The sequence below is a fragment of the Candidatus Binatia bacterium genome (assembly GCA_036563615.1).
Classification (GTDB): Bacteria; Desulfobacterota; Binatia; order UBA12015; family UBA12015; genus DATCMB01.
On the sequence record DATCMB010000018.1, the window covers coordinates 21,731 to 40,398 of the forward strand.

20 protein-coding genes are annotated in these 18,668 nt (G+C 70.9%); all 20 read right to left on the reverse strand.

The window, feature by feature from the left end:
• Nucleotides 1-5: 5 nt before the first annotated feature.
• Nucleotides 6-440 carry a F0F1 ATP synthase subunit epsilon gene (locus tag VIS07_14175; GenBank protein ID HEY8516652.1) on the reverse strand — a complete coding sequence of 145 codons (435 nt, stop codon included), beginning with the start codon at nucleotides 438-440 and terminating at the stop codon, nucleotides 6-8.
• A gap of 16 nt (nucleotides 441-456) precedes the next feature.
• Complete coding sequence (gene atpD, locus VIS07_14180) at nucleotides 457-1,872, reverse strand: F0F1 ATP synthase subunit beta (protein HEY8516653.1); 1,416 nt, start codon at nucleotides 1,870-1,872, stop codon at nucleotides 457-459.
• A 48-nt stretch (nucleotides 1,873-1,920) separates the two neighbouring features.
• Nucleotides 1,921-2,787 carry an ATP synthase F1 subunit gamma gene (atpG, locus tag VIS07_14185; GenBank protein HEY8516654.1) on the reverse strand — a complete coding sequence of 289 codons (867 nt, stop codon included), beginning with the start codon at nucleotides 2,785-2,787 and terminating at the stop codon, nucleotides 1,921-1,923.
• Nucleotides 2,788-4,296 (reverse strand): F0F1 ATP synthase subunit alpha, encoded by a 1,509-nt coding sequence (atpA, locus tag VIS07_14190; GenBank protein HEY8516655.1) that lies wholly within the window; start codon nucleotides 4,294-4,296, stop codon nucleotides 2,788-2,790. It abuts the gene before it with no gap.
• A gap of 72 nt (nucleotides 4,297-4,368) precedes the next feature.
• A complete protein-coding gene (gene atpH, locus VIS07_14195) occupies nucleotides 4,369-4,917 on the reverse strand; it encodes an ATP synthase F1 subunit delta (protein HEY8516656.1) in 549 nt (182 codons plus the stop codon).
• A complete protein-coding gene (locus VIS07_14200; protein ID HEY8516657.1) occupies nucleotides 4,914-5,525 on the reverse strand; it encodes an ATP synthase F0 subunit B in 612 nt (203 codons plus the stop codon). Before VIS07_14200 ends, atpH begins: the two co-directional genes overlap by 4 nt.
• Nucleotides 5,522-5,962: an ATP synthase F0 subunit B gene (locus VIS07_14205; protein ID HEY8516658.1), complete on the reverse strand. Its 441-nt coding sequence runs from the start codon at nucleotides 5,960-5,962 to the stop codon at nucleotides 5,522-5,524. Before VIS07_14205 ends, VIS07_14200 begins: the two co-directional genes overlap by 4 nt.
• Before the next feature lie 133 nt (nucleotides 5,963-6,095).
• On the reverse strand, nucleotides 6,096-6,683 hold the full coding sequence (locus VIS07_14210) for a polymer-forming cytoskeletal protein (protein HEY8516659.1): 588 nt from the start codon (nucleotides 6,681-6,683) through the stop codon (nucleotides 6,096-6,098).
• 216 nt (nucleotides 6,684-6,899) lie between these two features.
• On the reverse strand, nucleotides 6,900-7,811 hold the full coding sequence (locus VIS07_14215) for a ParB/RepB/Spo0J family partition protein (GenBank protein ID HEY8516660.1): 912 nt from the start codon (nucleotides 7,809-7,811) through the stop codon (nucleotides 6,900-6,902).
• A gap of 83 nt (nucleotides 7,812-7,894) precedes the next feature.
• Entirely contained in the window at nucleotides 7,895-8,674 is a 780-nt protein-coding gene (locus VIS07_14220; protein ID HEY8516661.1) for an AAA family ATPase, read from the reverse strand.
• A gap of 112 nt (nucleotides 8,675-8,786) precedes the next feature.
• Nucleotides 8,787-9,461 (reverse strand): 16S rRNA (guanine(527)-N(7))-methyltransferase RsmG, encoded by a 675-nt coding sequence (gene rsmG, locus VIS07_14225; GenBank protein ID HEY8516662.1) that lies wholly within the window; start codon nucleotides 9,459-9,461, stop codon nucleotides 8,787-8,789.
• A 12-nt stretch (nucleotides 9,462-9,473) separates the two neighbouring features.
• A complete protein-coding gene (mnmG, locus tag VIS07_14230) occupies nucleotides 9,474-11,348 on the reverse strand; it encodes a tRNA uridine-5-carboxymethylaminomethyl(34) synthesis enzyme MnmG (protein ID HEY8516663.1) in 1,875 nt (624 codons plus the stop codon).
• 38 nt (nucleotides 11,349-11,386) lie between these two features.
• Nucleotides 11,387-12,769 (reverse strand): tRNA uridine-5-carboxymethylaminomethyl(34) synthesis GTPase MnmE, encoded by a 1,383-nt coding sequence (gene mnmE / locus VIS07_14235; GenBank protein HEY8516664.1) that lies wholly within the window; start codon nucleotides 12,767-12,769, stop codon nucleotides 11,387-11,389.
• A gap of 182 nt (nucleotides 12,770-12,951) precedes the next feature.
• Nucleotides 12,952-14,610, reverse strand: coding sequence for a membrane protein insertase YidC (yidC, locus tag VIS07_14240; protein HEY8516665.1), 1,659 nt, complete (start codon nucleotides 14,608-14,610; stop codon nucleotides 12,952-12,954).
• The gene (gene yidD / locus VIS07_14245; GenBank protein ID HEY8516666.1) at nucleotides 14,611-14,898 is read right to left on the reverse strand and encodes a membrane protein insertion efficiency factor YidD; all 288 of its coding nucleotides are present in this window, start codon (nucleotides 14,896-14,898) and stop codon (nucleotides 14,611-14,613) included. It lies immediately after the preceding gene.
• Complete coding sequence (rnpA, locus tag VIS07_14250) at nucleotides 14,895-15,299, reverse strand: ribonuclease P protein component (protein HEY8516667.1); 405 nt, start codon at nucleotides 15,297-15,299, stop codon at nucleotides 14,895-14,897. Before rnpA ends, yidD begins: the two co-directional genes overlap by 4 nt.
• A 13-nt stretch (nucleotides 15,300-15,312) precedes the next feature.
• Nucleotides 15,313-15,471: a 50S ribosomal protein L34 gene (rpmH, locus tag VIS07_14255; GenBank protein ID HEY8516668.1), complete on the reverse strand. Its 159-nt coding sequence runs from the start codon at nucleotides 15,469-15,471 to the stop codon at nucleotides 15,313-15,315.
• A gap of 140 nt (nucleotides 15,472-15,611) precedes the next feature.
• Complete coding sequence (locus VIS07_14260; GenBank protein HEY8516669.1) at nucleotides 15,612-15,845, reverse strand: hypothetical protein; 234 nt, start codon at nucleotides 15,843-15,845, stop codon at nucleotides 15,612-15,614.
• Nucleotides 15,846-15,875: 30 nt separating this feature from the next.
• Nucleotides 15,876-16,877, reverse strand: a complete 1,002-nt coding sequence (locus VIS07_14265) for an NAD(P)H-dependent glycerol-3-phosphate dehydrogenase (protein ID HEY8516670.1) — start codon at nucleotides 16,875-16,877, stop codon at nucleotides 15,876-15,878.
• 77 nt (nucleotides 16,878-16,954) lie between these two features.
• Nucleotides 16,955-18,628, reverse strand: a complete 1,674-nt coding sequence (locus VIS07_14270; protein ID HEY8516671.1) for a hypothetical protein — start codon at nucleotides 18,626-18,628, stop codon at nucleotides 16,955-16,957.
• Nucleotides 18,629-18,668 lie beyond the last annotated feature (40 nt).

An 18,668-nucleotide genomic window follows, 5' to 3' on the forward strand; every position in this document is an offset into this window, starting at 1 on the left:
CGCGCTCAGCGGATCGGTCCGGAGGGTCGGCCCGCGGACGCCGCCGCGCCGCGCGCCGCGACCATCTGCCGATTCAGCGCGCGCGACAGCGCGGACTGCAGGTCGGCGATCTCCGGGCTGTCGGGCGCGGTGCGCCCGAGCGCGTGGCGTACGCGCTCCTCGGCCGCCTTGGCGCGCGCGACGTCGATCTCGTCCGCGAACTCCGCCGTGTCGGCGAGCACGGTCACGACGTCGTCGAGCACCTCGAGGATGCCGCCCGAGACCGCGACCCAGCGGTCGACGCCGTCCTTGCGGAAGCGCAGCTCGCCCGTACCGAGCGCGGTGAGGAAGTTGACGTGCAGCGGCAGCACGCCGAACTCGCCGAGCACACCCGGCGCGTAGACCTCCTCGACGTCGGTGTCGAGCAGCAGCCGCTCGGTCGTGACGAGCTGGAGACGCATGGCGCCGAGGCTCCCCTCAGGCAGCCAGGCGCTTCGCCGCGGCGAGCGCGTCGTCGATCGTGCCGACCATGTAGAAGGCCTGCTCCGGGACGTTGTCGTGCTTGCCGGACACGAGCTCCTTGAAGCCCTGGATGGTGTCGGCGAGCTTGACGTACACGCCCTTCGTGCCGGTGAACGCCTCGGCGACGTGGAACGGCTGCGACAGGAACTTCTGGATCTTGCGCGCGCGCGACACGATCAGCTTGTCCTCTTCGGACAGCTCGTCCATGCCGAGGATCGCGATGATGTCCTGCAGATCCTTGTAGCGCTGCAGAACTTCCTGTACTTGACGTGCGACCTGGTAGTGCTCCTCGCCGACGATGTTCGGGTCGAGGATGCGCGAGGTCGAGTCGAGCGGGTCGACGGCCGGGTAGATGCCGAGCTCCGCGATCTGACGCGACAGCACGGTGGTCGCGTCGAGGTGCGCGAAGGTGGTCGCCGGCGCCGGGTCGGTGAGGTCGTCCGCGGGGACGTAGATCGCCTGCACCGAGGTGATCGAGCCCTTGCGGGTCGTGGTGATGCGCTCCTGCAGCTCACCGAGGTCGGTCGCGAGCGTCGGCTGGTAACCGACGGCGCTCGGCATGCGGCCGAGCAGCGCGGACACCTCCGAGTTCGCCTGCGTGAAGCGGAAGATGTTGTCGATGAAGAGGAGCACGTCCTTGCCCTCTTCGTCGCGGAAGTACTCGGCGACCGTCAGCGCGGACAGCGCGACGCGAGCGCGCGCTCCCGGCGGCTCGTTCATCTGGCCGTACACCAGCGCCGCCTTCGAGATGACGCCCGACTCCTTCATCTCGAGCCAGAGGTCGTTGCCTTCACGGGTGCGCTCGCCGACGCCCGCGAACACGGAGTAGCCGCCGTGCTGGCGCGCGACGTTCGCGATCAGCTCCTGGATGAGCACGGTCTTGCCGACGCCGGCGCCGCCGAACAGACCGATCTTGCCGCCGCGCGCGTACGGCGCGAGCAGGTCGACGACCTTGATGCCGGTCTCGAAGGCCTGCACCTCGGTCGCCTGGTCGGTGAACTGCGGCGTCTCGCGGTGGATCGGCCAGCGCTTGGCGGACTCGATCGGACCCGCCTCGTCGACCGGCTCGCCGATGACGTTCATGATGCGGCCGAGGGTCGCCTCGCCGACCGGCACGGAGATGCCGGCGCCGGTATCGATCGCCTCCATGCCGCGCACGAGACCTTCGGTCGCGTCCATGGCGACGCAGCGCACGGTGCGCTCGCCGAGGTGCTGCGCGACCTCGACGATCAGGTTGCCTTCCTTGTCGCCGAGCGCAGGGTTGGTGATCTTGAGCGCGTTGTAGATCGGCGGGAGGGTCCCGCTCTCGAACTCGACGTCGACCACGGGTCCGATGACCTGCGTGATGCGACCGACATTCTGCGTTGCCATCCGTGCTTTCTCCGTCGCGATCCGCCGGCGGGCGGCGAATCGTTCGCTTTATCCCTTGAGCGCCTCTGCGCCGCCGATGATCTCCATGAGCTCCTTGGTGATCGCGGCTTGACGGGCGCGGTTCATCTCGAGGGTGAGCCGGTCGATCATCTCCGACGCGTTGCGCGTCGCGGAGTCCATCGCCGTCATGGCCGCGGCCTGCTCGCTGGCGCCGGCCTCGAGCAGGCCGTGCAGGACGCGCACCTCGAGCAGGCGCGGCAGCAGGTAGCCGATGATCTCGCTCGGGCTCGGCTCGAACAGGTAGTCCAGCGACGAGCGCTGCGGCACTTCCTCCGCGTGACGCTCGAAGGGCAGCAGCCGCTCGATGGTCGGAACCTGCGACAGCGCCGAGCGGAACTGGCTGTAGATCAGGTAGATCGCGTCGTACTCGCCGTCGAGGAAGCGCCGGGCGAGGGTCCGCGCCAGATCGCGCGCGACGCCCGCCGCCTCGAGCGACGACGGCATCGCGTGGTGGCCGACGCTCGTCCGACGATGGCGGCGTAGCGCGTCGGCGCCCTTGCGGCCCACGGTCTCGAAGGCCAGCTCCAGCGAGGCGTTGTCGCGCACGAAGGTCTCCGCCTTGCGCACGAGGTTCGCGTTGTAGCCGCCGCGCAGACCGCGGTCGCTGGTGACCAGCACGACGAGACCACGCTGCGTCGTCTCGGGGACGCGCAGCAGCGGATGCGCATCGTCCGGCAGCCGACTCACCAGATGCTTGACGATGCCCTCGAGCTTCTCCGCGTACGGACGCGCGGCGAGCGCGGCCGCCTGCGCACGACGCAGCTTCGCCGCGGCGACCATCTTCATCGCCTTGGTGATCTGCTGCGTGCTGCGCACCGTCGCGATGCGCTTACGAATCGCCTTGAGGCTGGCCATTTACTTGACGAAGACCTGCTTGAACTCCTCGATCACCGACGACATGCGCTTCTTCAGATCGTCGGTGAGCTCGCGCTGCGTCGCGATGTCCTTGAGGAGTGAATGGTGCTTGCCCTCGACGTAGGCGAACAGCTCGTGCTCGAAGTGCGCGATCGCCGACTCGGGCAGGTCGTCGAGGTAGCCGTTGGTCGCGGCGTAGAGGATCAGGACCTGCTTCTCGACCGGGAGCGGCTCGTACTGCTTCTGCTTGAGCACCTCGACCATGCGGCTGCCGCGCGCGAGCTGCTTCTGCGTCGCGGCGTCGAGGTCCGAGCCGAACTGCGCGAAGGCCGCGAGCTCGCGGTACTGCGCGAGGTCGAGACGCAGCGTGCCGGCGACCTGACGCATCGCCTTGACCTGCGCCGAGCCACCGACGCGGCTCACCGAGATGCCCGGGTTCACCGCGGGGCGAACGCCGGAGTAGAAGAGGTCGGTCTCGAGGAAGATCTGACCGTCGGTGATCGAGATCACGTTGGTCGGGATGTACGCCGAGACGTCGCCGGCCTGGGTCTCGATGATCGGCAGCGCCGTCAGCGAGCCGCCGCCGCGCTCCTCCGAGAGCTTCGCGGCGCGCTCGAGGAGCCGCGAGTGCAGGTAGAAGACGTCACCGGGGTACGCCTCACGACCCGGCGGACGGCGCAGCAGCAGCGACAGCTGGCGGTACGCGACGGCCTGCTTCGAGAGGTCGTCGTAGATGACGAGCGCGTGCTGCGCGTTGTCGCGGAAGTACTCGCCCATCGCGCAGCCGGAGTAGGGCGCGATGAACTGCAGCGGCGCCGACTCCGAGGCCGTCGCGGCGACGACGATGGTGTAGTCCATCGCGCCGTAGCGCGAGAGCTTGTCGACGACCTGCGCGACCGTCGAGCGCTTCTGGCCGATCGCGACGTAGATGCAGGTGACGTCGCCGCCGCGCTGGTTGATGATGGTGTCGATGGCGATCGCGGTCTTGCCGGTCTGACGGTCGCCGATGATGAGCTCGCGCTGACCGCGGCCGATCGGGATCAGGGCGTCGATCGCCTTGATGCCGGTCTGCAGCGGCTGCTTGACGGGCATGCGCTCGACGATGCCGGGCGCCTTGAGCTCGATGCGCCGCGTCTCCTTCGCCTTGATCTCGCCCTTGCCGTCGATCGGCTGGCCGAGCGCGTTGACCACGCGGCCGCGCAGCTCCGGCCCGACCGGCACCTCGGCGATGCGGCCCGTGCGCCGAACCTCGTCGCCCTCACCGATCGCCTGGTAGTCGCCGAACAGCGCCGCGCCGACGTTGTCCTCCTCGAGGTTCAGCACCATGCCGTAGACGTTGTGCGGAAACTCGAGCAGCTCGCCGACCGCCGCACGCTCGAGGCCGTAGATGCGAGCGATACCGTCGCCGGTCGAAAGCACCCTGCCGGTTTCGCGCACCTCGAGCGACTTGGTGTAATCCTTCAGTTGCTGGCGAATGATGTCGCTGATCTCTGCGGCGCGAATCGCCATCTGCTGCGTCTCCTTCCGAAACCTTCGTGTTCGAACTTTCGAGCGGCGAGCTCGTCGCGTGCGGCGCCGCGCTCAGCCTGGAGCGACCTGGCGGGCCATCGAGCGGGCGAGATACGCGAGCTGGGTGCGGGCGCTGCCGTCGTAGACGCGGCCTTCGATCTCGACCGAGACGCCGGCGATCAGGCTCGGGTCGACCTCGACCGACACGAGCACCTTCTTCTGCGTGATGCGCTCGAGCACCGAGCGGATCTCGTCGACGCTCGCGTCGGTGAGCGGCGCCGCCGCGCGAATGACCGCGCGGACGCGCCCCAGCGAGCGGTCGACCAGCGCCTGGTAGGCCTGCACGATGGCCGCGAACTGACCGAGCCGGTTGCGGTCGGCGAGCAGCGCGAGGAAGTTGCGCGTCAGCTCCGACAGATCGATCGACTCGGCGAGCCGGCCGACCAGACCACGGCGCGCGTCGGCGCCCAGGTTCGGCGACGCGAGGGCTGCGGCGACCTCCGGATCCGTGAGCCAGGCGGTGACCCGTTCGAGCTCTTCGGCGACGCTCTCGAGGCGGTTCTCCTCGGCCGCGACGCTCGCGAGCGCGCGCGCGTAACGCTTTGCGACGGCGCCGGTCACGAGCCCACCTCGACTCGCCCGCCGTTGCGGGACGCGGCCTGCGTTTCGGCGATGAAGTCCTTGACGAAGCGCATCTGGTCGTCCGGTGTCAGCTGCTTCGAAACGAGCTCGGCCGCGATGCGGGTGATGAGCTCGGCGGCCTCCTCCTGCAGCATCCGCCGCGCCCGCGCGATCTCCTGATCGGCGACCAGGCGCGCGTCGGTGCGGATCCGCTCGGCGGTGCGCTTGGCGTTCTCGACCACGTGCTCGGCCTCGCGCCGCGCGATCTCCATGAGCTCGTCGCGCGCCCGCGCCGCTTCCGCCTCGACGTTGCGCAGCTTGCTCTCGAACTCCGCGCGCAGCTTCTCGGCCTCGGCGTGGGCTTGCGCCGCCGCCTCGAGCGTCGCGACGACGTTCGCGCGCCGCTCCTTCAGGTACTTGGCGATCGGCGGCCAGGCGAAGCGATAGATGATGTAGGCGTAAATCGAGAAATTGACCATCGCGAGGATGGTCATGGTCCACGAGGGGCCGTGCCCGCCCTCCTCGCCGCTCGCGGCAAAGGAAAGAGCCGGCGTGGCGACGACCAGCGCCGTGGCGATGAGCGACAGAAAACGGCGGCGCGCGCTCATGCGCGTGCCACCTGCCGGCCGAGGATCTTCTCGGCCGCGAGCGGCGCGATCGTGCCGGCCTGCTCTTGCAGCGCGACCCGCGCTTCGGCGGACTCCTTCTCGACGCGCACGCGAACCTCTTCGAGCAGCTTCGCGGCGTCGGCGCGCGCCTCGGCGAGCAGCGTCTGCTCGGTCTGCTCGGCCTCGCGACGGATCTTCTCGCCGGCGGCGCTGCCCGCGTGGCGCGCCTTCTCGAGCGTCGCCTCGAGCTCTTCCTTCAGCGCCCGCGCTTCCTCCTGCATGCGCGCCGCCTCGGCGAGCGCCCCGCTGGTGCGCTTCGCGCGCTCGGCGAGCACCGCCTGCGTCGGCTGCAGGACGAGCTTCGAGAGGATCGCCGCGAAGACGAGGAACACGACGACCATGAGGTAGAAGGTTTGTGCAGGAGGAAGCTCGAGCATTTTACGACTTTCGCTGCGGATCGTTTCCTGGTCGGGTTCGCCACCTACGTGGCACACGCGCGGGGCGCGGCGTCGCGAACGTCGGCTTCGTCCGCCGCCGGCTCCGCAGGTGCGAGTTTCGGTATGGAATTTTCTACTTGGCTTCCGCCTTCAGCGCGCTGGGCGGTGCGGACTCGGCTCCGCGTTCCTCCTTGGCGAGCAGGGTGACCTTGCGCTCGGCGCGGCTCTCGTTGGCACCCATCGAGCAGTGGCCCTCGAACACGACGCCCTCCTCGATCACCAGGCTCGGCGTCGTCACGTTGCCGTACAGGCGTCCCGGCGCGCGGATCTCGAGCTTCTTGCTCGCGTTGATGTCGCCGGTGACCTTGCCGTGGATGACGACGGTGCCGCCCGTGATCTGCGCATTGAGCAGCGCCGACTCACCGATCAGCAGGGTGTCGTTGGCGACGATCTCGCCCTCCACCTGCCCTTCGATCCGGGCCGTGCCCTCGAACGCAATCTTGCCGGAGATGCGAGTTCCCTTGCCGAGGAAGGCGCTCTCCCTCGAGCTCTCTCCGGCCGGGGTGCGCTCGCCCGCCGTGTAGGTTGCCATCGTCTTCGTCCCCTCCCGCTCGCGAGGCTCGGTCGCGACGTGCGCGACGCCCTCCGCCGTCGTCGGCTTGCCCGATGGCTCGCCGACGTCGCCCGACGTCCTGCCGCGATCCTTCTTGAAGAGAGCCATCCGGAACGTTCCTGCCTGACCGGCACCTGGCCCCGACCTGGCGCGGCCGGGACAGATTTCCCGCACGAGCCGAGCGAACGAGGCCCCGGGCGCGGCTCGCGCGCAACCCGCGATCCGCTACCACCGAGCAGTCGGGATGTCAAAATCCCGGGTCGTTTCATTAGGTCGAGGCATATTGCGATTCACCCCGCGCGCGCCACGCGGTCGCGTGGCGCCTCAGAGCGGGCCGCCAGCCGAGCGCGCGACGCCGCGACGGCCGGTGAGCTGGGCCGCGACGCGGGCGAGGTCGTCGTCCGAGAAGTAGGCGATCTCGATCGTGCCGGCGCCGCCCTTGCCGGGGCGGATCGTCACCTTGGTGCCGAGCGCGCGGCTCATGTCGGTCTCGAGGCGGCGGACGTCGGGATCGGACGTGGTGGAAGCGGCGGATGAGGAGCTGCGGGCGCGCGCGACGGCCTTCTCGGCGTCGCGCACCGAGAGCCCGCGGGTCACGATCTCGCGCGTCAGCGCGCTGCGCGCCGCACTGCTCTCGACCGCGAGGAGCGCGCGGGCGTGGCCGGCGGTGATCCGACCCTCCTCGAGCTCGCGCTGCACGTCCTCGGGGAGCTGCAGCAGGCGCAGCGTGTTGGCGATCGCGGGACGGCTCTTGCCGACGCGGCGCGCGACCTCCTCCTGCGTGAGCGAGAACTCCTCCATCAGCGCCTGGTACGCGCGCGCCTCCTCGAGCGCGGTCAGGTCGGCGCGCTGGACGTTCTCGATGATCGCGATCACGAGGCTTTCGCCGTCGTTCGCTTCCTTGACCAGCGCCGGGATGCGCTCGAGGCCCACGCGGCGCGCGGCGCGCAGCCGGCGCTCGCCGGCGATCAGCTCGTAGCGGCCGCCCTCCGCGGTGCGCACCAGGATCGGCTGCAGGACGCCACGGTCGCGGATCGAGTTCGCGAGATCCTCGATCGCCTGCTCGTCGAAGCGCGCGCGCGGCTGGCGCGGGTTGACCGCGATCGCGTCGAGCGGGATCTCCTGGACGACGCCACGCGGCGCTGGCTGGTCGGCGCTCGGCGCCGCGGCTTCCGGCCGACGCGGTGGCGCGCTCGGGATCAATGCGCCGATCCCTTTGCCCAGTGCCTTCCGCATTTCCTACCTCCTGCCCCGCCGTCCGTCTGTTCGCTTTGTTGGATCTTGATAAAATGCTGTTCTAAAATGGTGGTTCGGGTGGTTTACTGCTCCGCGCGGCGCTGGTCGCCGTCGAGAATCTCCCGGGCGAGCTCGCCGTAGGCCTGCGCGCCGCGCGACGACGGGTCGTACAGCATCGCCGGCAGCCCGTGGCTCGGGCTCTCGCTCAGACGCACGTTGCGCGGCACGATGGTCCGGAACACCTTGTCCTGAAAATGTGACTTGACGTCCTCCGCCACCTGGCGACAGAGCGTGTTGCGGCCGTCGTACATGGTCAGCAGCAGCCCCTCGATCGCGAGATCGCGGTTCAGGCTCTCGCGCACCAGACCGACCGTTTCGAGCAGCGCGGTCAGCCCCTCGAGCGCGTAGTACTCGCACTGCAGCGGGATGAGGAGGGAGTCGCAGGCGGTGAGCGCGTTCAGCGTCACCAAGCCGAGCGAGGGCGGGCAGTCGATCAGGATGTACTCGTAGCGCCAGCGCAAACCCGCGAGCGCGTCGCGCAAGCGCTCCTCGCGCCGCTCGACCCCGACGAGCTCGATCTCGGCGCCGACCAGGTCGCGGCTCGCGCCGATGACGTGCAGGCTCGGCAGCATCGTGCGACGCACGGCGTCCTCGGCCGACACCTGTCCGAGCAGCACGTCGTAGGTCGACGGCTCCTCGGGGGTCAGGCGGATGCCGTAACCACTCGTGGCGCTGCACTGCGCGTCGGCGTCGATCAGCAGGGCCGAGTGGTTTGCGATCGCGAGCGCGGCGCTCAGGTTGACCGCCGTGGTCGTCTTACCGACGCCGCCCTTCTGGTTCACTATGGCAATCACGCGTCCCATACGGCGGCGCGCCCTGCCTAACAGATGGCCGGCCTCGCGGTAAATGGCTGGGAGCGCAAACCGTGTGCGCGAGCTGGTTTGGTTCGCGCGGCTTCGGCGCAGCGCCGGTGTTTCACGTGAAACGACGCTCGCGGACGAGGAGGGTGAAGCGACGGCGCGCTCCCGGCAGCTCGTAGCGACGAACGTCGGCGTCGTTGAACGCGTCGCTCGAGACGTCGACGGGCGGTGCGGTGCCGCGGTACGACACGACGAGCCCACCGGGTCTCAGCAGGCGCGCCGCGACGTCGAGCAGCTCCTCTTCGGGGAGCGTCGCGCGGCTGACGACCGCATCGAGCTGCCCGGGTTCCTGGCCGGCGAGCTGCTCGGCCGTGCCCTCGACGATCCGCAATCCGAAGCCCGGTAGCCGGCGTGCCGCCGCGCGCAAGAAGCTCGCGCGCTTCTGGCGCGGCTCGACGAGCAGCATCTCGCGCGGACGCAGCGCCAGCGCGAGCGGGATGCCGGGCAGGCCCGCACCGGACCCCAGGTCGGCGAGGCGCGCCTCGTGGCCGAGCGGTGCGAGCACCGGTACCGCCGCGAGCGCGTCGACGAGGTGCCGGTCGATCAGCGACGCCTCGTCGTGCTCGCCGACCAGGTTGAGACGCTGGTTCCACACCGCGAGCTCGCCGAGGTAGGCGAGCAGCGCCTCGAGCGCGTCCTCGCCGAGCTGGACGCCGAGCGCCGCGGCCCCGTCTCGGAGCCGTCGTCGCGCGTCGGTGTCGCGCGCCTTGTCGCCTGAGCCGCGGCTCACGAGCAGCCGACGTCAGGCGAGACCGGTGCGCCGCAGATGCACGCCGAGGAGCGCGATCGCGCTCGGCGTCACACCGGGAATGCGCGCCGCCTGGCCGAGGGTGTGCGGCCGCACCCGGGAGAGCTTCTCGCGCACCTCCGCGGACAGGCCGTCGATCTCGGCGAAGTTCAGCTCTGCGGGAAGGCGCGTCGCCTCGAGCCGCGCCGCCTGCCGCACCAGCGCCTCCTGACGGGCCACGTAGCCCTCGTACTTGAGGTCGAGGAGCACGCTCGCGACGTCGCGCTCGGGCACGTCGTCGAGCGGGACGCCGAGCGCCCGCAGGTCCTCCGGACCGACCTCGGGGCGGCGCAGGAGCTCGGCGGCGGTGATCGGCTGACGCAGCGGCGCGATGCCGCGCGCCGCGAGCAGGGCGTTGGTCTCGGTCGTCGGCGAGAGCCGGAAGCCGTCGAGGCGGGCGCGCAGGTCGTCGAGCCGGGCGCTGCGCGCGGCGAGCGCGGCTGCGTGGTCGTCGCGCAGGACGCCGATCTCGCGCGCGAGCGGCCCGAGACGGCGGTCGGCGTTGTCCTCCCGCAGCAGCAGCCGGTGCTCGGCCCGCGACGTGAACATCCGGTACGGCTCGCCGCCGACGCCCTTGGTCACCAGGTCGTCGATCAGGACGCCGGTGTAGCTCTGGGCGCGGCCGAGGACGACCGGCTGCAGGCCGCGAACGCGACGGACGGCGTTGATGCCGGCCATCAGACCCTGTGCCGCCGCTTCCTCGTAGCCGGTGGTGCCGTTGATCTGGCCGGCGAGGAACAGCCGCTCGACGCGCTTGGTCTCGAGACTCGGCTGCAGCTCGAGGGGATCGACGAAGTCGTACTCGATCGCGTAGCCCGGGCGCATGACCTCGGCCTCCTCGAGGCCGGGGATCGAGCGCACCATCGCGATCTGGACCTCGAGCGGCAGGGAGGTCGAGAGGCCGTTCGGGTAGATCTCGACGGTGTCGAGCCCCTCGGGCTCGAGGAAGATCTGGTGGCGCTCCTTGTCGGCGAAGCGCACGATCTTGTCCTCGATCGACGGGCAGTAGCGCGGCCCGCGGCTGCGGATCTTGCCGCTGAACATCGGCGAGCGCTCGAGGTTGGCGCGGATGATCTCGTGCGTCCGGGCGGTGGTGTAGGTGATGTGGCAGGGCACCTGGGGCTGCCGGATCGCGTCGGTGCGGAACGAGAAGGGCGCGGGCGGGTCGTCCCCGGGCTGCAGCTCGAGGCGGTCGAAATCGATCGTGCGCGCGTCGAGGCGCGGACAGGTCCCGGTCTTGAGCCGCCCGACCCGGAAGCCCAGGGCCTCGAGGCAGGGGCTCAGGCCCTCCGAGGCGGCGTCTCCCGCGCGGCCACCGGGCAGGCTGCGCTCGCCGACGTGCATCAGCCCGCGCAGGAAGGTGCCCGTGGTCAGCACGACGGCCTCGCCGAGGAAGGTCTCGCCGAGCGCGGTCTCCACACCCACGACCCGCGTCGCCTCGACCAGCAAGCGCTCGACCGACGCCTGGCGCACGAGGAGCCCGGACATGCGCTCGACGAGCGCCTTCATGTAGCGGCGGTAGGCCGCCTTGTCGGCCTGCGCGCGGGTCGCCCGCACCGCCGGTCCCTTGCGCATGTTGAGCGTGCGGAACTGGATGCCGGTCGCGTCGATCGCGAGCGCCATCTCGCCGCCGAGGGCGTCGATCTCCTTGACCAGGTGTCCCTTGCCGACCCCGCCGATCGCCGGGTTGCAGGACATCTGTCCGATGTGGTCGAGGTTCTGCGTCAGCAGCAGCGTCTCGGCGCCCATCCGGACGCTGGCGCTCGCCGCCTCGATGCCGGCGTGCCCGGCGCCGACGACGATGACGTCAAACCGTTTCACGTGAAACAATCCTCGCGGCTCTCGCGGCGCTGGTAACGCATCGCGCGCTACTTCCCAACGCAGAAGCGGCTGAAGACCCGGTCGAGCACGTCCTCGATGTTGCTCGCGCCGACCAGGCCGTCGAGCTCCGCCGTCGCGACCTGCAGCTCGCTGGACACGAGCTCGAGCCCCTGGGCGAGGTCGAGCGCGAGCTGCGCCCTGCGAACGGCTTCCGCCGCGCCGACCAGCGCCACGTGGTGACGGGCGCGGGTGACGATCGGCGCGTCGTCCGCGGGCTCGGCAAGAGCCGCCTGCGGCAGCTTGGCGGTGATCGACGCGGCGAGGGCGTCGAGCCCATCGCCGGTGCGCGCCGAGACCTCGAGCTCGGCCGGCACGCCTCGCCAGGCCGCGGGCAGGTCGCTCTTGTTGCGCACGACGACGCGCGGTCGCGACCCGCACGCCTCGAGGACGGCCGCGTCCTCCCCATCGAGCGGCGCCGAGCCGTCGAGCACGGCGACCACGACGTCCGAGGTCGCGATCCGCTCGCGGGTCCGCTCGATGCCGGCCTTCTCGACGAGGTCCGCGCCCGCGCGCAATCCGGCCGTGTCGCACAGCAGGACGCGCAGCGCGCCGACGGACGCCGGCTCCTCGAGGTAGTCGCGCGTGGTGCCCGCCTGCTCGCTGACCAGCGCCCGCTCGCGGCCGAGCACGGCGTTCATGAGCGACGACTTGCCGACGTTGGGCTTGCCGACCAGCGTGACGCGCACGCCCTCGCGGGCGAGGCGTCCGCGCTCGAAGGTCGCCGCGAGCCTGTCGAGGGCGTCGACCACCTCGGCCAGACGATCGCCGATTTCCGCTTCCGCGTCGGGTGGCAGGTCGTCCTCGGGGAAGTCGAGGTGCGCCTCGACGAGGGCGCGCACGTCGAGCAGCCGATCGCGCAGCGCGAGCACGCGGCGCGACAGACCGCCCTCGAGCTGGCGCCAGGCGGCGGCGCGGCCGGCCTCGCTCGACGCCTCGATCAGGTCGGCTACCGCTTCCGCCTGGCAGAGGTCGAGCTTGCCGTTCAGGAAGGCGCGCTCGGTGAACTCGCCCGGACGCGCGGCGCGGGCGCCGGCACGAAGCAGCGCGCGGTGGATGCGGTCGGGGACCAGCGTGCCGCCGTGGCAGTGCAGCTCGACGACGTCCTCGCCGGTGTAGCTGCGCGGCGCGAGCATCGGCAGGACGAGCACGCGATCGATCGGAGCGCCGCCTTCGGGGTCGTGCACGACGGCGAGGCGTGCGCGGTGCGAGTCCGCGAGCAGATCCGCGGTAAGCGCGCCGTCGGCACGGCCGGCGAGCAGACGTGCGACGATCGCGCGCGCGTCACGGCCGCTGACCCGCAGCACCGCGATCGCGCCGACCCCCGGCGGGGTCGCGAGCGCGACGATCGTATCCTCGACGTAGCCGGGCACGGTGCCCCGAATCTACCAGACCGTGCCCCTGGCGCGGCCGCGCCGGCACGGGCGAGCCCAGGCACAGGCTCCGACAAGTGAAGGATTTACTGGCGAGCGGGGCGCACCGACGACCGCGCCCATCGCGGACCAGCCGCCCCTCGGCCAGCCATCAAGAACGATTTTGGAGAGCGAAGGAGACGCTACGCCGCCGCCGGCTTCGGCACGCTGCGCATCACGAAGTACTGCTGCGCGATGGTGAGCACGTTGTTGGTCAGCCAGTAGAGCGTCAGCCCGGCCGGGAAGCCGATGAACATGAAGGTGAAGATCACCGGCATGAACATCATGATCTTCTGCTGAGTCGGGTCGCCCTGCGGCGGCGCCATCTTCTGCTGCGCGAACATCGACGCACCGAGCAGCAGCGTCAGCACCGGGATGCCGTACCCCATGACGTGCAGCCGCTCGGGCGCTGAGAGATCGTGGATCCACAGCACGAACGGCGCGTGGCGCAGCTCGATGGTGTTCGCGAGCAGCTGGTAGAGGCCGAAGAACACCGGGATCTGGATCAGCATCGGCAGGCACCCGCCGAGCGGGTTCACCTTGTGCCGCTTGTAGAGCTCCATGATCTCGGTGTTCATCTGCTTCGGGTCGTTCTTGTACTTCTCCCGAAGCTTCTGCATCTCCGGCTGGAGCTTCTGCATCTCGCGCATCGACTGGAAGCTCTTCTGCGTGAGCGGCCAGAACGCGAGCTTCACGAGCACCGTCAGGATGATGATGTCGAAGCCGTAGTTGCCCGTGAAGCGGTGCGAGAAGTTGAGGATCGAAAGCAGGAACAGCGAGATCGGCCCGAACCAGCCGAGGTTCATCGCCTTCGCGAGGTCGTGCCCGGCGGCCTCGAGGCGGTCGACGTCCTTCGGGCCGATGAACAGCGTGTAGGCGACCGTCGTGGCGTCGCCCTCGCGTGGCGTCAGGATCTTGAGGTCGATCACCGGCAGACGCGGACGCAGGACGACGGCCGTGGCGCGATTGGGCGCCGCGGCGGACAGGAAGTAGTGGTCCTCGAAGCCCGCCCAGGAGACGGTGCCGGTGAGGATCTCCTGCTTCTCGAGGTCGTCGGCCGAGGTCTGCACGAGCTTGCCGTTGATCACCGCGGCCGGCCCCTCGAAGACGTACGACGCGTTCTCCTGCTCGACCATCTTCTTCGACCAGACGAGCGCGATCGCGGGCGGCTGGCCGTCGGGGGAGGGCTCGGAAAGCTGCTTCGGCAGGACGCTCAACGACGGCGTCTCGATCGCGAGGTCGATCGGGTACTGCCCGGCGCGGAAGGTCAGACGCTTCACCATCGGCTGACCCGCGACCTGCGCGCGCAGCTCGAGGGTCGCCTCGTCGCTGCCGCTCAAGGTGAGCGACTCGACGTTCGGCTCGTAGAGCACGCGCGCGTCGGACCAGGCGTACGCGCCGCGCAGCTCGATGCCCATCGGCAGCTCGCGCTCCGGCGCCTCGGACACCAGCTCGAGCGGCGGGCTACCGGCCTCCGGGCCGCTGCGGAACTTCTTCAGCTGAAAGCTCTTGAGCCGCCCGCCGAGGGTCGTGAAGACCGCCGTGTAGAGGTCGGTCTCGACGGTGACGTCGCGCCCCTCGAGCTTCTCCGCCTCGGCCACCGGCTCGGCGAGCGCCTGCTCCAGCGTGTCCGTGCGGGTGTCCGCGGCCGCTGCAGGGGCTGCGCTCGCTGCGGGCATCGCCGTCTCGACCGGCGCCGGCGGGGGCGGCTCCGGCTGCGGCAGCCGCTTCAGCACCAGCTCCTGGTAGAGCACGATGATCAGCACCGAGATGCTGATGAAGAGGAGCGTCCGGCGATCCATTCAGGCTCTGCTCCTGAGCCGGCGTAGCGAGGCCAGCGCGATGCCGTGGCGATGCGCGGTCGGCTCCTCCGGCACGGGGTCGAAGCCGCTGCCGCCGAGCGGGTGACAGCGGCCGAGGCGGCGCAGCGCGAGCAGCGAGCCGCGCGCCGCGCCGTGGCGCTCGATCGCCTCGCGCGCGTACTCCGAGCAGCTCGGCACGTAGCGACAGGCCGGCCCGAGCAGCGGCGACACGACGAGCTGGTAGACGCGGAGCAACGCCCGCAGAAGCTTGGCGGGCAGGTCGCTCATTGGGCGCGTGCGGAAGAACCCTGCGCGGACGAGCGGTCGCCCGCGATGCGCGCGAACGCGGGCGCGAGCTCGTCGGCGACCTCGCGGGCGCCGAGCTTGCCGGCGCCGTCGCGCGCGATGACCACGACCGTCGTGCCCTGCGGCAGCATGCTGCGCCGCGTGCGGAAGCTCTCGCGCACGCAGCGCTTCACGCGGTTACGCACCACGGCGTTGCCAATCTTCTTCGTCACCGTGATCCCGAGACGGGCCGGACCGTCGTGCCCGGCGAGGTGAACGACGAGAAAGTGGCGCGTCGGGACGCGGCGCCCCGCCGACTGCACGTGCAGGAAGTCGCTGCGCTTGCGCACCCGCGCACACTTCGGCAGCGACTGCGGCCGGGAGCGCTCCGCGCTGCTCCCCACGCGCCTCTCCGGCTCAACCTGGCTGCTTGCCGGGGATCGTGACCGTGAGGCGCTTCCGCCCCTTCCGACGGCGGCGCTTCAGCACCTGTCGGCCGGTCGGGCTCGCCATCCGCGCGAGAAAGCCGTGCGTTCTCTTTCGCCGACGATTGCTCGGCTGATAAGTGCGTTTCATAGTTACCGCCCGTTTGGATTCGAGGAGCTAGATGCGCACGCGGCAACGTCCGCGCGCAAAGCAAACGGCGTAGGAACCATGCGGCCGGGTGCCTGTCAATTGGCACCCGGCCCGCGCGCCGGGCGGACGCGCGCGCTCGCTCAGCTCGCCGCGGCCTCGGCCGGGGCCTCGGCGCCAGCCGGCTTGTTCTTCTGGTGCTCCTCGCAGTGCCCGCTCGCGACCTGCTTCTTGCGGCAGCCCGCCGTCCGGCAGGTCTTGTAGCGCGGCTTGGGCATCTCGCCGCGCTTCCACTTGCGGTAGTGCCGCGAGCAGTAACCCTTGCCGACGACCTCCTTGTCGCAGCCGTCGGCCTTGCACGTTCCCTTGTTCGCCATCTTTCCTCGACTCCCGTCCGGACGCGCAGGTCAGCTCGCGAACTCGTGCTTGAGCTGGCGCGTCATCAGGTCGACCATCGCCGCGCGCGGCGGCTTGTCCTCGAACAGGAGGCAGCGCATCTGCGCGGTGATCGGCATTTCCACCCGATGCGTACGGGCGAGGTCGTCCACCGTCAAGGTGTTGCGGACGCCTTCCGCGACCTGGGTCATCGAGGCGAGGATCGCGCTCAGGGTCTCGCCACGGCCGAGCCGGAGGCCGACCGAGCGGTTGCGCGACAGCTCGCCGGTGCAGGTCAGGACGAGGTCGCCGAGCCCGGCGAGCCCGGTCACGGTGAGCGGGTCGGCGCCGAGCTTCATCGCGAGCCGGTTCACCTCGGCGAGGCCGCGCGTGATGATCCCGGCGCGGGTGTTGTGCCCGAGGCCGAGCCCGTCGCTGACCCCCGCGGCGATCGCGATGACGTTCTTCACCGTGCCGCCGATCTCGGCCCCGACGACGTCCTCGAGCGCATAGACGCGGAACATCGGCGTCGCGAACGCGTGCTGGACGAAGTCCGCGACCTTGCCGTCGGCGGCGGCGACGGTCACCACCGTCGGCATCTCGGCCGCGACCTCCTTCGCGAAGCTCGGGCCGGCGAGGACGGCGATGCGGTCGGCGCACGGCGTGCACTCGGCGAGCACCTCGCTCATCCGCTTCGAGGTGCCTTCCTCGAGGCCCTTGGTCGCGCTCACCACGACCTCCTCGCCGCGCATGTAGGCCGCGGCGAGGCTCATCGTTTCGCGCACGGCGTGTGACGGCACCGCGCAGATCAGCAAGCGCTTGCCGGCGCGCACCGCCTGCTCGAGGTCCGCCGTCGGGTTGAGCGGCGGCGGTAGCTTGACGCCGGGCAGGTAGCGCTTGTTCTCGCGCGTCTCCTGCATCTCGCGCACGTGCTCGACGTTGCGCGCCCACAGAGTGACCGCATGCCCGGCGCGCGCCAGCTGGATCGCGAGCGCCGTACCCCAGGAACCTGCGCCGATGACCGCTGCTTCCATGGGCGGACGGTTGGCACGGGTCGACCGCGCGAGGCAAGCACTTCCGTGCGCCCCGCGGGCGCCGTCGGCCGGATGCGTCAATCGAACGATACGTCAGCAACCGGACGCAGGCGGCGCTCGTCGACCCGGTGCGCGACGCACAGCGCCTGCGCGGCCGCGGCGAGCGCGTCGAAGCGCGCCTCGTCGAGCACCCGGGTCGCGAAGAACTCGCGCGCGAAGCCCGTGCACGCGAGGAAGTAGCGCCGCGGGTCGGGCACCTCGCTGAACGCGAGGTACTGCGTCTCGTAGAGGTAGCGCACGAGCATCCGCCAGAGCTGCTCCGGGCGGTACGCGCCCGAGAGCGGCCGGACGTTCTGCCGCACGTAGACCTCGCGCTCGACGTCGGAGAGAAAGCGGCGCGCGAGCAGGTTCGCGCGGTAGTCGGGCAAGCGGCTCACGAAGATCTCGGCGAGCGCCGCGCCCGGTGTGGCGCCGCCGCGCGCGAGCGTGCGCAGGTCGGGCGCGCAGCGCTCGCGGATCGCGCGCGGCGCGCGCGCGATCGCGTCGTCCAGCAGCTGGGCGAAGGTCGCGACCAGCTCGTCCCAGGCGCGATCGTCGACCGAGCGCGGCACGCAGCCGCCGTCGACCGCGAGATGCGCCCACTCGTGCAGCGTGCGGGCGCCGAGCATGGCGCGCGCCCAGGGAAGGGCGGGCCCGGCGAGGCGCTCGATGCCGGGCTCGTGCAGGTTGTAGGCGATGAGCGCGAGCTCGCGGTGCAGGTAGGCGTAGCCCGACTGCGCGATCTCGGGGTCGGGCGGCGGCAGCGCTTCGGGCGCGACCAGCGCCGCGCGGAAGCGTCGCGTGTGCTCCGCGATCAGCGCCAGGTCGGCGTGGATCTCACGCACCGCCGCGGCACCCGCCGGCGCGAGCTCGGACTCGAGGCGTGACGACGCGCTCGCCGACCCAGGCTGCCAGAGCACCTCGCCGCCGCGCCCCGTGACGACGAGTGGCGGCGCGTCGTCGCGCAGCCACGCGCAGAGCTCGGCGACCAGACGAGCGTCGGGCGCGCGCCAGCGCGCGTGAAAGCGCTCGAGCGTCGCAGCCGCGGCGTCGCGACAGCGACGCACGAGACGCTCGGGTTCCGCCTCGTGCGCGCGCGGCACGAGCAGACCCGTGCCGGGGATCGCGCGGTGCCCGCCCGGCTTGCCCGGCGGACGCAGCCGCTCGTGGCGCAGCTCGCGCAGCCAGGGGATCGCGGCCGCGATCGCGCGGAGCAGATCGGCGTCGGGACGCCGCGAGGCCTCGACCGCACGCGCGAACGCGTCGCGCTCCGCCTGCGAGCGCTCGAACCACCACGCCGCGAGGTGCACGCCGACCAGCGTCACCTCGCCGGTCTCCGCCATGCGGTCCGCGTGCGCGAGCAGGTAGGCGACGAGCTCGACGTCCGACGACGCAGGATCGAGGTCGCACGCGTAGAGCGTCCAGGCCGAGACGTTGAGCATCGCGGCGTAGGGACGGACCGCGTCCGCGGCGTCGACCACGGCGACGCTGCGCAGCCGCGGCGGCGCGATCGTCCCGGTGCGGCGCGCGAGATCCTCGAGGCGGCGCCAGTAGAGCGCGATGCCGTCGCCGAGCAGCTCGACCTGCTCTGCGGACCAGCCGCGGCGCTCGCACAGCTTGGCTGCGAACTCCGGTGCGACCCCGTCGCGATCGAGCTGCTCGAGCGGCACCAGCGTGACGCGGGGATCGGCGAAGTAGAGGTCGTCAAGCATCGGTGGCGCCGCTCGCCCGTGGCTCTTCCAGAGCGCCGCG